Genomic DNA, 13,793 nt, shown 5'->3' on the forward strand with positions numbered 1-13,793 from the left:
TTGTTTTACCAGCGAATACGGTGGCGTATTCTGCTTGTTTGGAGAAGCTGTCGGCGATTTGGTTCAGTGTGAAACCTTGTGCCATCCAGTAAGCCAGACCATTTGGGTCTGCAGGACGGTTGAAGTATGCGATGTAAAGCTTTTGGATATCAGCAGCTGTATTAGCCATTTAAGAACTCCTAATTTAATTAATTTAAAAGATGCGAAGCTTGCTTTTTAGGCACTTACTCGCGTTACGGCAAGCCGATAATCGCAGAAGCACCCAATCGAAGATGTGACTGGTATCACATTTTCAAAAAAAAGTAACACTTGACAACATTTGGCTGGTATTCCGAAATTTTTCATTTGCTCTGCAGAAACAGCTTTCAAATGAAAAGCCTAGATATGACTTTGCCAACCTACAATTATAAGGCCTGACTTGAAGTAAACCAAAATGAATATTTCGTTACATCAAATTACAAAACCATTTACATACTTCAGTATTAAATATGGCCCCAGAAAAGCCTGGCAATACACTGACCTGAACGACACTTTTAAGTTCAAGGCCTATATAGGCATATACATGCAGGCAAATACAGACAATATTATTTATGCACTTAATCATGTCATAAAAATAAATAAGGGCTTCCGCAGAAGCCCTTATTTATTTAAGACTGTTTAAGACTGGCTTGAGCTAATTACTTAGCACAAGCTGACACGACCACCTATTGTTTACCCCAGTTTGTCACCCCGTACACCATGCGGGTGCCATCTTCATTTAATTTGGACTGGAATATATAAGCAGCCGTACCACCTTTTTCATTGGTCACAACACCTTGTACCGACATGTTGGCAGCAGGCACATATTGATTAGCACCATACAAGATACCCGTACTCGTCACAGAGCCCTCACCTTTCAAGGCGAATCTCTCACTACCAGAAACAACATCAAATCCTGTAGTGAAGGTCGCCTTGGCAAAATCCAGTTGCAATTTGGCATTTTCCAGCTTTGCCGCCGATTCCAGACTCTTGATATTATCGACGAGAACGGCTTGACTATCTTTCAATGCAAAGCCCATGGTGCCAGTGGTTGGTACTTGCCATTCCGTATTTTTGGCCTGGAAAATAGCAAAATATGCATTAGTACCGCGTGGCGAAGCCCCATTCTGATCTTGCTTGGTAATATCAAAATCAGCTTTCTTGCCAAAAAGCTCAAACCAGCGGCCCCAGATAATGGTATTCGTCAATGTTGCATTATTACTATTACCCGCACCGGTATTGTTAGGCGTCTTATTGGTATTCGAAGCCAATGTTTGCTTCACATTACCAACCTTGTTAGGATCGAGATTAGGATCAGTTGCAGCAGGAGCGATCAAAGCAGCGCTACTATTATTAGCTGCAGTCTTGCTTGCAGGCTCATCGGCCCTTGGTGGGGCGATGGCATCTGGTGTCAAACCGGGAGCCGATTGCAATAATTGCGGCTTGTTCTGGCCTTTATTGATCTGCAACAAAACACCTTGTTGACGGGCAAACAACTCGGCAGCCGCTGCGCCTTCACATGGGCCTGCACCTTGTGGAGAGCACGCGCCTCCAAAGCCGCTGACGACAATACCGCCATCGACTACGACTACTCGTGTTGTATCCTTGTCAGTGAAAACCGTGAAATCCGTACCACGCACACCAATAGCGGCAACTGGTGTATTAAAACGGAAATTTTGTCTTGCCTGCTTCACGGCATTACCCGACACACTACGAGCCACGCCAGAAATCAATTCCAGCTTAACGCGAGTATTTGCAGGATTTTGTTGATCAATATGATAACTGACGATGCGCGCTTCACTATTCGGACGCACAATCAACAAACCATCATCCACGGTTTTAAAATAAACGTAGCCATCAGCCCCGGTTTTAATACTGGCGCCTTCTGCAACGGCACTATCAATCATTGCCGGTTTGCCATTTATCTCAACCTTACCCCAAACCTGGGACACCTTGACCGCGTCCTCTGCAAATGCCATCGCAGGAATCGCCAGTCCGAATGCCAGCGTCCACCGGACCAGCTGGCTTAGAACATTCTGTGTTTTATTCTTCATATTTCATCCTCGCTTGCCATAACTACCGGCAAAGTCTTTCACACCAGGCGCACATTGCACCGGCTCGTACAGATTTACACCTGCACATATTTTTAGCATTATCCTCTGATATACAAAAAATATTGTGATGACGGTCACAATTTACAAATTCAGGCTACTATAACAGTTTTTTGCTAAGCCATTGAAATCAGAAGGTTTATTATGGATGGGCAAAGCTATACCGGATAGACAAGTATTCTTGCCACGACCATCGCTTACTGTATTGCCGCTCCGCAAAAAGATGTTCAAGTTTCAACACACTTCGTTTAATCCGGCTTATGATGCTGCCAAAATAATTTTTGATTGACATGAACATCCAGATCACCTCATCGCCCAGTGAATAATTCAACGGACCTTCTTACGCAATCATGAGGCCTCTGTCTGATTTTTTTTTGCGTATTTCTGCCAAATCCTACTTGTGGCTGCTGATAGCCATCATGGCCGTGGGCTTGTGTGCGCTGAATGAATATTTGCCAGAAAATGGCAGACCACTACCTGGTGATGAGTGGCTCAGGGATCAGTTCGTGCAATTGCGCGCCAAAGACCGGGCAGAAGAACGACTGGCTTTGATCGATATTGACGATCACAGTATTTCCGTCCTGGGGGCAGCCCCCTGGCCCAGAGAACGCATTGCCGATCTGATAGAAAAACTCATCACCGAGTTTGATGTACGTGGCGTTGCGCTGGATATTTACTTTGAAGAACATAAAGATACGGTAGGAGACCAAAGACTGGCGGCATTGGCGGAGCATGGCCCAGTGGTGCTGGCACAAGCCTTCGATTTTGACAAAAACAAGCAGACACCGGCACGCAATGGCCAACTGACAGGTGGCAAACCAGTTGCGGCTTTTAACCAGGCCGAGCTTGCCCGTATGGCGCAAGCTACCGGCTATATTGCCAATCACTCTGGTCTTAGCAATGCGCGTTATGTCAGCAATATTGGATTTGTGCCTGATCTTGACGGAACTTTAAGACGGATTCCGGTTCAGACTCGCTTCGACGGAAAAGTTTATTCAGAATTGTCACGTGCTTTACTGGAATGTTGCTCCAAATTGAACGCGAATCAATTGTTTGCCCATAAAAGCCGCTTTTCAGATGTGGATGAAAATGGATTTTCGCGCGTTGAATATAGCCGGACATTGTCTTCGTATGAAGTCGTACCCGCCTTGAGCGTATTGCAAGATATGGCTCCACTTGAAGCTTTGCGTGGCAAATACATCATCATTGGCTCGTCCTCCCTGGCACTGGCAGACCGGGTACCGACTCCTTTATGGTATTCGACCAGTGGTTTCCTGGTACATGCCCAGGCCCTGAGCACCATGCTTGATGAGCACGAAGGCAGGGCGTACGTGAAGTGGCCAGGACGTTTGATCGCTTTATTGTTTACAGTGCTGACGGCAGGAATGGCGATGTTCATGTTTCCGCGCTTTTCTGCCTGGTCAAATACCCTGATGCTGGGTCTGGCTTCAGTGGCCTGGGTAGCACTGGCTTATCTGGTGGTTGATCACGACATGTGGTTTTCCCCGGTAGGCCCTCTGGCAGCAAACTTTTTTTTATTGGCGGTTGCGGTGCCTTTTGGCTGGCAGACTGCGCAGCGCAAGTCGAGAAGACTATTAGGAACCCTGCAACAATATGTCGCCAAAGCAGTGGTGCAAGAATTATTACGCAGTGATTTGAAAGACCCGCTGGCACCAAGGCAGTTACATGTGACTACCCTGATTGCTGACATGGAGGGATATACCAGCCAGGTAGAAAACCTGCCTATGGAAGGGGCGGCCAATCTGACAAGGGAATTTCTGGAATGCCTGACCGGCCCTGTGCTGGCCAAAGGTGGCACTCTGGATAAATATACCGGTGACGGCCTGGTAGCTTTTTGGGGGGCGCCATTGCCGGTGGAAAACCATGCTGACCTGGCCCTGGATGCAGCGATAGAAATTGTCAGAAATGTCAGGAAATTGAGTGCCCAATACGAACAACAAGGGAGAAAAAAGATTAGAGTCAGAATCGGAATAGAAAGTGGCATTGCAATTGCAGGAGATTTTGGCAGTTCTTTCCGCAGCATCTACACTGCCGTTGGCGACAGCGTCAATACGGCCTCACGTCTGGAGGACGCGGCACGTCACTACCCGCACGACATCATCATCGGCAAAGGTACGGTTGAGGGATCGACCAGACATCAATTCCAGGCACTGGGCGAGCGCCTGCTGAAAGGCAAGGAAAAACCAACTACCATCTATACGGTAGAGGTTACTGCATGAAAATGATGCAAAGAATAGCGCTTCAATTGCCTTTGCTGGTGCTATTGCTCATCTTTGGCAATACAGTCGCAAAAGCCGACAATGAAGCTGAAAGCGAAACACTGTATCTGGAAGCATTAAAGGCCATCAGCGAAAAACGCAATGATGATGCCAAAGCCATGCTCAGCACCCTGATAGAGAAAAAACCCCTGCATGCCGGTGCATGGCTGGATCTGGCTATGCTGCAATGCAAATTGGGCAACAAAGAAGAAGCCGATAAAGTATTGCTTAAAATGCGGCAAAACCTGCCTTTATCTGAAGAACAATTATATAAACTGGAATTATGGCAACCCAAGAACTGCATTCCTGCTGCGCCAGAAAGGCGCATCGCGATTGCTATAGAGGCCGGATATGACACCAATGTGAATCAGGGTGCCAGCAATCCTTTTTTCACTTTAGGCAGCGGCACTGAGCAAATTACCTTGCAGCTTTTACCAGAGTATCAGCCCAAAGCGGACCGCTTTGCCAGTTTGTCTGGCAATATATCCCAGGAAATCAACAATAACGGCACCATAGGTTTTGCCCAGGCGCGCCTGCGCAGTTATGACAGTCTGAGCGCCTACAACACACTGGCACTTGCCCTTGGCGTGGAAAAACCATGGAAATGGCGGGATTACGGCATCCGGGGTACTGCCCTGGTCAGCGCACTGAGCCTCGGTGGTACGCTGTATCAAAAACAGGAAATTGTACAATTACGCCTGTCACCGGCAGTCAGCCAGGGTAGCTCCTGGCGTTTCAGTACCATGGCAGGGTTTACCAATGTACAGTACCCGACTCTGGGGAATTTCGATGCCCACACCTGGGAATTACGCGGCCTGTTATCCTATGAAACCCAGAAATACCAGCTGCAAGCTGGTTTGGCAGCAATGGCCGACCGGGCTCATGCAGACAGACAGGGTGGCCACAGGACTGGCTACTATGGAAATTTAAATCTGAGGCGGCAGTTATCCCAGCAAAGCGAGCTGGAATTAGGCTGGAGCAAACAAATATGGCAAAGCGCTGAAATTTACTCGCCCAACCTGATAGATGTAGCAAGGCGACAAGATCTACAGCTTGTAAAAGCGGGGTTGAATTGGTATTTCACGGACAAACAGTCGCTGCAACTGGAATTCCGTGCGATAAATAACAAGGAAAATATCTCCATCCTTCAATACAATAGCAAGTCGGTACAATTGAGCTGGCAATGGCAGAATTTTTAAAATTTGAATTTTCATGCCAGCATCACCATTTGTCATCTATGAATCAGGAAATATTGAAAACGAATGAAGGGCCATCACCATTGCAAGTCATGGGTTCTTTACAATCGGATTGACCAATGACGGTATCAAATAACGAAGTCGCTGTTATTCACAACAAGGCACCGGCCGGGGAGTCGCAAGCGCCCCTGCCTGGGCAACTGCAATTAAATATTCCCATACAGACCAAAGTGCAGGTCAAGGTCAACCAGATCACTGTCAACTTGCGCAACATCCCCTTGCTGATGGGCTTGAGCGATGAAGACATGAACAAGGTCAAGGGTGACATGCGCGTGCGTCACTTCAATAAACGGGATGTGGTATTGCAAAAAGGTGGCATCGGTGACAGCCTGTTATTTTTGCTATCAGGGCAATTGCAAGTTGTCGATGTGACTGAAGATGGCCGCGCCATCGGTCTGCGCATGCTCAAGGAAGGTGATTTTTTTGGTGAGATCGCGATCATTAATGGCACGCCACGTTCTGCCTCGGTAGTCGCTTTGAGCAATGTACTGGTCGGCTTTTTGCCTAGTGCCACGGCACTGCATTTGTTTTCGCATTCACCAGCCATGGCAAACATGATGTTGCGCCATCTGGCCGAAAAAATACAACGCGATTCCGAATTCCGTGCTTTGCTCAGCATAGGCAATACCTCACGCCGCATCTATGCCTTCATCGCCCTGTTCAAGAAAATCATGCCCGGCAATCTCGAAGTCATAGAAAACCTGCCCACCCATCAGGACATCGCCATGATGATCAACACCAGCCGCGAGACTGTCACCCGCGCGCTCCTGCATCTGGCTCAGCAAGGCATAGTAGAAAAAGACTTGCATCGCCTGATCATACGCAAACCCGACGAATTGCAGAAACTGGCGCTGGGCGCTACTGCGTGAACGCTTCACCGGCATCACCCCAGGCCTGACTGCACGCCATGTTATTTAATTCCTTTGCATTTCTGTTCCTCTTCCTGCCCCTCACACTGGCAATATGGATGCTGTGCAAACGTCAATGGGGATTAAGGCCAGCCTTGGGCTGGCTGGTGCTGGCCTCACTGGTATTTTATGCCGTCTGGGATGTGCGGTATCTGGCAGTACTCCTGAGCTCAATCAGCATCAATTTCTGGCTTGGTGGCCGCATTTTGAAGGCCAGGCAGCAAGCGCTGGATCTGCATGCAGCAAGATGGATGAAGGCAGGCATAGGCTTTAACCTGCTGGTACTGGGTGGTTTCAAATACACCTATTTCTTGCTCGCCAATCTGTTTGCGGCATTTCATGCAGCACCGCCAATAGACCCCATCGTCTTGCCACTGGCCATCTCGTTTGTCACCTTCCAGAAAATCGCCTATCTGGTTGATTGCCGGCGCGGTGACGTGCAAAGACATAATGCGCTCGACTATCTGTTTTTTGTTTCTTTTTTCCCGCAACTGATCGCCGGGCCTATCGTCCATCACAAGCCTCTGATTGCGCAAACCAGAGCAGATGACAATCCTCTGTTCAGACAAAAAGAAGCACTGATCACTGGTGCCTGTTTTCTGGCCCTGGGCCTGTTCAAAAAAACCATACTTGCTGACAGCATGGCGCGCTATGCCAGCCCGGTATTTGAATTGGCCAGACAGGCAATACCGGGTGGCGAAGCGGCATGGCAAGCCATGCTGGCGTATACCCTGCAATTGTATTTCGATTTTTCTGCGTATTCCGACATGGCAATTGGCCTGGCGCTGATGTTTGGCTTCAAGCTGCCTGTCAATTTTTTCTCGCCTTACAAAGCCACTTCCATCATCGATTTCTGGCGGCGCTGGCATATGACACTGTCGAGTTTCTTGCGCGACTATCTGTACATTCCCCTGGGTGGAAACCGTCACGGCCAATTCATGCGTTACCGCAATCTGTGGCTGACGATGTTGCTGGCGGGTGTGTGGCATGGTGCAGGCTGGAATTTCTTCTTATGGGGTGCTTTGCATGGCAGCGCGCTGCTCATCAATCATTTCTGGCACCATGTATTGGAAAGCAGTCCCACGCTCACTAAACTCTGGGGCAAGCTGCCGAAGACAATTGCGGTTGCTGTGACTTTCATTCTGGTCGCTTTTGCCTGGGTACTGTTCCGCTCAACTGACATGACAAGTGCGGCACACATGTATGCCGCCCTGTTGCAACCTGATTCAGGTACATATCTGCCTGCCTTGCCCTGGCAAAATCTTGCCCAGGTAGTTGAAGGATTATTGAGCACTTCACCGGATGTCGGCTGGTTGTGGATAGGCATAGGCATGGCTGTTGTCTGGTTTTTGCCAAACACCACGGAATTACTGAATTACGACCCCAGCCCGAATATCGCCATCACACCACTCAGCGAAAAAAGACAAATCGCTTTGGGCATCATTGCAGGTACTTGCCTGTGGTTTGCACTGAAATGGATGGCCGTCCGGCCAGCCACAGAATTTTTGTATTTCAATTTTTAAGCGGGCGAGGACATGAAAAAATTCTTGCTCGCTTTGACTGGCAGTTTCCTGGCTCTCAGCCTCTTATGGGTAGTCGGTATCAAATACCAGCTTGGCTCGCCGACTGCCAGTTCACGCTGGGTCTATGATGCTTATCAACATAAAATCCACGCAGCACAAGAAGTCAAAACGCCACGTGTATTGATCGTGGCAGGTTCAAACGCCATGTTTGGCATAGATTCAGGCATGCTCGAAAATTACTGGCAAAAACCTGTCATCAATCTTGCGGTGAATGCCGGGCTCGGCCTGCCTTATATACTGGACGTATCGCGTCGTGTTGCTCGTCCCGGCGACACCATACTCATGCCCATGGAATATGCGCTTTACCTTGACGAAGGCAAAGCCAACTCACAGATTATCGACTATGTCATGGCAAGGGATCTGGATTACTGGCGCAGCCTGTCGCGCAGTACTCAACTGCAGTATGCAGCAGGTTTGGGAGCAGATCGCTGGCTGCATGGTCTGCGACATTTGCCAGACGGCCCGGTCACCAGCGGTACTTACGGTGCTCATCATCTCGATGCACGGGGCGATCAGACTCATACCAGTGCGGCAGAACGCAGCGCCGGTGATATCGCCACAGTCAAGGCGACCAAGGCCTGGGATTATGCACATAGAGCAGCCACAGAAACTGGCGGCTGGAAACTCATGGAAAATTATGCGCAATGGGCAAAGACAAATAACATCTGCCTGATCGCCATGCCCACAGTGCTACTACACCATGCCAAATACGATACCGATGCTGAAGACCTGGCTTTTTACGCCGGACTGCCGGACCGTATGAATAAGCTGGGCATAGAATATCTGGGCAAGCCAAAAGACTTCATGTATCCAGAGAGCTGGTTCTTTGACACCGACCATCATCTGCAAGACTGGGCCAGGCAAAAGCATACAGCCAACCTGATCGCTTTACTGCAAACACGTTCTCAGGCAGCTTGCGGCCAACCATAAAAAACGGCGGAATATATCCGCCGTTTTTTTGCGTTCAGATGCGACCGATATCAATATCTAAAGCATTCGCAATACCATCAATCGTATTCAACAAGCGTTGCGATAAAGCTGGCCATTGCCTGGTGGCAGTCCAGACTTTCGCCTGTATTGCTTTCTCTTTCAGCCTTTGTCCATCATGCAAAATGGCAGTGATCCCTTCAGCAATGTCTGCAGGTTCAGTACCAGGCAATACATGCACTGCATCTTTGACATCATCAAAAATCGACAAAGGCGTCACTGCCACCGGACGGCCAGAAGCCAGCCCCATGCGCACAGCAGCACTCGAAGATTCCTGCGTTTGCTGATACGGATAAACAATCAGGTCTGCCTGTTGCAGCCATGACTGGCTGATTTCATCCGTCAGATAATCAGACAGGAAAGTCACATGCGCATCCAGGCCGGATTCAAAAATCAAATGACGACATTGATGGTATTCATTGTCGGACAAGCCAGATGGATAGAGTGAATTGACCAGCAACAAATGATAATTCCCACCCTGCCCGCGCAATTTTATGAATGCCTTGATCAAGGCCTGCACGCCTTTATGCGGCAACAGGAAACCATAAGCAGCAATCACAGTCTTGCCTGCCAGACGCGTGGTATCTACCCTGGCTGCAGCATGTTCCAGCGTCGGCATCAGGCCTTGTGGGAAAAACACCAGATTATCGGCAACACCCAGTCCCTTGAGCCGGTTCATGTCATCCAGGCCATGCACGAAGATGCGATCAGCCAGCTTCAATTCTGCAGCGATTGTAGACAAGCTGATCAGTCCATCTTCTCTTTGCACATCTGCGGTCGAATGGAAGAATATATGGATGGTTTTACCATCTTCCTTGGCTCGCCTGATCAGGCGCGCCATGGCAGCCAGTGAAAAGAAACCGAAATTGTATTGAATAACAATCACATCCAGTTTCTGCTCCTGAATCATCAGCCAGGTATGTTCCAGATCTTCCTGCATGTTGGCATCCCAGCTGCGGATGACATTCTCAGCATCACGTGCCGTTCTTTCAGGGATATGGCTGCTCAAATAAACCACCCTGTCCTGCGGCATGCCAGCGGTCAGGAAAGATGAATAAGAAGCGATGCCACAACGCGCATTCCAGCTACTGATCCAGCCTATGCGCGGCTCCTTGCGTAACAGCGGCTGCTGTTCCAGCGCAGCAATCGCCTGACGGGTTCTGCTGGCGACATCTGACCAGGCGTAGTGCGTCGATATGAAAGCATGCGCTGCCGCAGTTTTGCTGGCGATGACATCTGCCGTGCTGGCATGTACCTCCCGCATCAACGCAGTCAGATGACTGACATCGGGGTCAGCCCAGGCTGAATGTGTGGAACTGAAATGCGAAGTTGATTTCGCATATTGGTAGTCGCATAACCAGACCCTGCTGTCGTCGCAGAAATCCATCTGCCCGCTCCATGCGGTAGCGATCACCGGCAGTTTCAGCCACATGGCTTCTGCAATCGGCAAGCCATAACCTTCGCCACGGCTGGGAGCAACCAGCGCATCACATGCTTCATACAAGCCACGCATTTGCGCCTGGCTATAATCATCCATGATGATCAATACATGCGGGAAATCCGGGTCAGCAGACTGCAGCGCTGCCAATTGTTCAGCCACATCATTATGCGGATTCGGAAAAGTCTTGATGACCAGGCTGACATCATCACTGGACCGGTAAGCCTGACCATAGGCTAGCAACAAAGCGTCCGGCCCCTTGCGCGGAAAGCAGGACGAGACATGCAGGAAACGATAAGTCTTGAGACTATCCAAAATAGCCTGCGGTACCGGCAACGCAGCAACCCGCATGACATGATCAACCCCATTGCCAACAGCAGCAATCGGCACGCGCACGCCATTGTCACGCAAAACTGTGCCGACAAAGCGCGACACTACCAAAATCAAATCCAGCTTACGATTGAATTCATTGACAAACTCTTGCGGGAAACCGGTTTCTTCCCAGCCATAAGAATTCACTACCCTGACGCGCGCCTGCATATCATCTAGCGTAGGCGGATAGCAATTGCGCAGGGCCAGGTCAGGCATATTTACTGCCTGTTGCGATACAGTTTGCAATTCAGCGATATCGGGATTGGCTGTCAGAAAATCTGCCGAGGCGACGAAATCACCATAACCTTCACGGCTGCGCAAACCCAGTTGCACAGCGTCGTCCTTTTGGGACGCCAAAGCACGCGCCAGTTCACGGTTGACGATAGCCAGGCTATAGGTGGAATCGAAAGGCCCCTCTATCTGCCACAAGGGTTTTTGCTGCTCACTGATAGCCAGTGTCTCTTGAGGAATTTGTGCGCCCAGCTTTTGCAGGAATTGCTGCAAATCTGCCTGAATCTTTTGACGCGAGAAGCGCTGAATATTTTGTCGCTGACCGGCAATGATGCGACGGCGCAAAGCGGGTTCAGTCAAGAGCATATGCACATGCGCGGCACATGTGGCCGGAGTCACGTCAGCATCCAGCAAGATACCTGCACCGCCCATGGTGGAAGTAACGCCTTCAGTAGCACGCGCAATCACAGGTACATCATGCAGCATGGCTTCTATCAAAGGCATGCCAAAACCTTCATGCTCGCTAAGGCTGACATAGGCATCAGCATTGCGGTACAGGGCCAGCAAATCTTCATCAGAAATTTTGCCTGTCATCAGCACCTGGGCATCGAGTTTCAATTCAGCGATGCGGGCATGTACTTCCTGTTCATACGGCATGCTGGTGACACCACCGGCCAATATCAGGCGTACGGGCTGGCGCGAGAAGTGGCGCAATTCATCGAGCATGTCCAGTAATTGCAACTGGTGCTTGTGCTCGCACAGGCGGCCAACAAACAGGATATTGTGGGCATCACGCAAGCTGTTGATCAGCGCCGTGTTATAGCCATGATGCTGCCAGCGGGTCACATCGACCAGTAAGGGAATCGTCGTTACATCTGTATGACCAGCGGCACGCAACTCTGCACTGTTCAAATCAGAATCACCAATCGCAGCCTGAAAATCCTGCGCCCACGAGGCCAGTTGCTGCCTGCCCAGCATGCTTAATTCAGGCAAGCCATTATCGGGTAAAAACTGCGGTGGCGTGATGTTGTGATACACCAGTACCTTGCGTGCCTTGATATCCTTGAGCCAGGCGCAATTCTCATAACCCAGACTGTGATGCACCAGCAAAACGTCATCATCAGCAAGCTGCAATTCACTATAGTGCTGCACTTCATCACGGACTTCATCCTGCACCAGATCGCAATAAATGGCGGAAGTAAAACCCATCTCGCGCAGCAGCTTGCGGGTAAAGAACATGCCATTGCTGACGCCGTCACCTCTTCCGCAGGAAGGGCTGAATTGATGTATCTGCATCTTATTTACGACCTATGACTGCGTAATCCTGAGCGCCAAATAATTCCTTATTGAGCAGTGCTTCAACCTCAGTGCCGCCATGCAGCAAGTGATCATCAGGGTAAGGATGTAAGCGCAGAATTTCTGCATGAGTAAAGCCACGCTGACGCGCCATGAATTCCGCCACCTGCGGCACGATAGGATGTAAATGAGTAGGATCGAAATAGAAATTGCAGGCACCTACCTTGAGGTTTTCAGGGTTCGGCGTTTCAAAAATAATGACACCACCTGGGCACAGTGCATGGCGTGCTGCATCAAACAACGCAATCAATTGCTCGAACGGTAAATGCTCTATGATCTGGAACCCCGTCACCGCACCTATGCTGCCTGCAGGCTGTTCGCGCAAATAAGCAATCGCGTCAGCATGACGACACAAAAAGCCCTGATCCAGACAGGCGTTGACCATGGAGATATTCATATCTACACCCATGGCAGGTATACCTTGCTCGTCCAGCAACTCCAGCCATTCACCACGGCCACAGCCAACGTCAATGACCAGCTTGCGTTCGTCTTTTGCCTGTTCACTGATATGCGCCAGATAGGGCAGATACACTTTCAAGCGCTCCTTGATATCGGCGCGTGAACCACGGAACAAGGCTTCAAATTCCAGATAGAACTGATCTTGGTCAAAATCGCTGGCAACTTTGACTACAGGCTGGCTAATACTGACAGTGGCAGCCTGACTTGCCTGCTCAGTCGTTACAACTACAAGTTGATCGGCAGGCTTCGTTTCATTTTGCAAACCAGCACGCATCATCAAATTCATGGAGCGCAACTGGCGGCCTATATGCAGACGATCCAGTTCCATCAACCTGCGGCCAATATCAAGCGCGTCATATTTTTCCAGCCTTATGGCGAGTTTTTGCTCTTCCATTTTCAAGATTTTTTGTTCCTGGCTACGCAACTGCAGTTGCAAACCATCAATCTGCTTTTGCAAATTTGTCAGCGCAACTTCGGTCTGGAAACGGGTGCGCGGCAAGCGCAGCAATGCCTGGCACCAGGCCAGCGCGTAACCCAGGCCTGGTATGGCGCGCAATTTCTGGCGCAATCCTTGTGGCGGTGCTGATACTTCAGCATTTCGTTCTGCATTATCTTGCTTATTCAACATGATTTCCCTTGCATCATCCTGCCCTGCCCCCATCTCATTTGAAGGAATGTCGATGGGTGTTGAATGCTTCCTGCTTTTCAATATCAAACTGGTCTTGTCAGCCAGTAGCTGTGCTTCGCATTCAGATTTGTTCTGTGTTGCCATATTCGCCATATAATCCGGATGTT

The 13,793-nt window shown here is 49.6% G+C and carries 8 protein-coding genes; 5 read left to right on the forward strand and 3 right to left on the reverse strand.

Annotated features, from left to right (window positions below; all coding sequences use genetic code 11):
* Positions 1-704: 704 nt before the first annotated feature.
* Positions 705-2,072 (reverse strand): FecR family protein, encoded by a 1,368-nt coding sequence (locus ACO0LN_RS19935; protein WP_422976753.1) that lies wholly within the window; start codon positions 2,070-2,072, stop codon positions 705-707.
* A 407-nt stretch (positions 2,073-2,479) separates the two neighbouring features.
* On the opposite strand from ACO0LN_RS19935, the gene ACO0LN_RS19940 reads away from it, so the two are divergent.
* The 5 genes from ACO0LN_RS19940 (at position 2,480) to ACO0LN_RS19960 (ending at position 9,085) form a co-directional block, all read left to right on the forward strand.
* The gene (locus tag ACO0LN_RS19940) at positions 2,480-4,369 is read left to right on the forward strand and encodes a CHASE2 domain-containing protein (RefSeq protein WP_422976755.1); all 1,890 of its coding nucleotides are present in this window, start codon (positions 2,480-2,482) and stop codon (positions 4,367-4,369) included.
* Positions 4,366-5,607, forward strand: coding sequence for a tetratricopeptide repeat protein (locus ACO0LN_RS19945; protein ID WP_422976757.1), 1,242 nt, complete (start codon positions 4,366-4,368; stop codon positions 5,605-5,607). Before ACO0LN_RS19940 ends, ACO0LN_RS19945 begins: the two co-directional genes overlap by 4 nt.
* A gap of 116 nt (positions 5,608-5,723) precedes the next feature.
* On the forward strand, positions 5,724-6,533 hold the full coding sequence (locus tag ACO0LN_RS19950) for a Crp/Fnr family transcriptional regulator (protein ID WP_422951914.1): 810 nt from the start codon (positions 5,724-5,726) through the stop codon (positions 6,531-6,533).
* A 38-nt stretch (positions 6,534-6,571) separates the two neighbouring features.
* Positions 6,572-8,095 carry an MBOAT family O-acyltransferase gene (locus ACO0LN_RS19955; protein ID WP_422976759.1) on the forward strand — a complete coding sequence of 508 codons (1,524 nt, stop codon included), beginning with the start codon at positions 6,572-6,574 and terminating at the stop codon, positions 8,093-8,095.
* A 12-nt stretch (positions 8,096-8,107) separates the two neighbouring features.
* Entirely contained in the window at positions 8,108-9,085 is a 978-nt protein-coding gene (locus ACO0LN_RS19960) for a hypothetical protein (protein ID WP_422976761.1), read from the forward strand.
* Positions 9,086-9,119: 34 nt separating this feature from the next.
* Here the strand turns inward: ACO0LN_RS19960 and ACO0LN_RS19965 are convergent, their stop codons facing one another.
* Together ACO0LN_RS19965 and ACO0LN_RS19970 are read right to left on the reverse strand one after the other, a co-directional pair.
* Positions 9,120-12,479: a glycosyltransferase gene (locus tag ACO0LN_RS19965; RefSeq protein ID WP_422976763.1), complete on the reverse strand. Its 3,360-nt coding sequence runs from the start codon at positions 12,477-12,479 to the stop codon at positions 9,120-9,122.
* A 1-nt stretch (position 12,480) separates the two neighbouring features.
* A complete protein-coding gene (locus ACO0LN_RS19970) occupies positions 12,481-13,770 on the reverse strand; it encodes a class I SAM-dependent methyltransferase (RefSeq protein WP_422976765.1) in 1,290 nt (429 codons plus the stop codon).
* Positions 13,771-13,793 lie beyond the last annotated feature (23 nt).

It is taken from the genome of Undibacterium sp. TC9W (assembly GCF_049339865.1).
GTDB lineage: Bacteria > Pseudomonadota > Gammaproteobacteria > Burkholderiales > Burkholderiaceae_D > Undibacterium.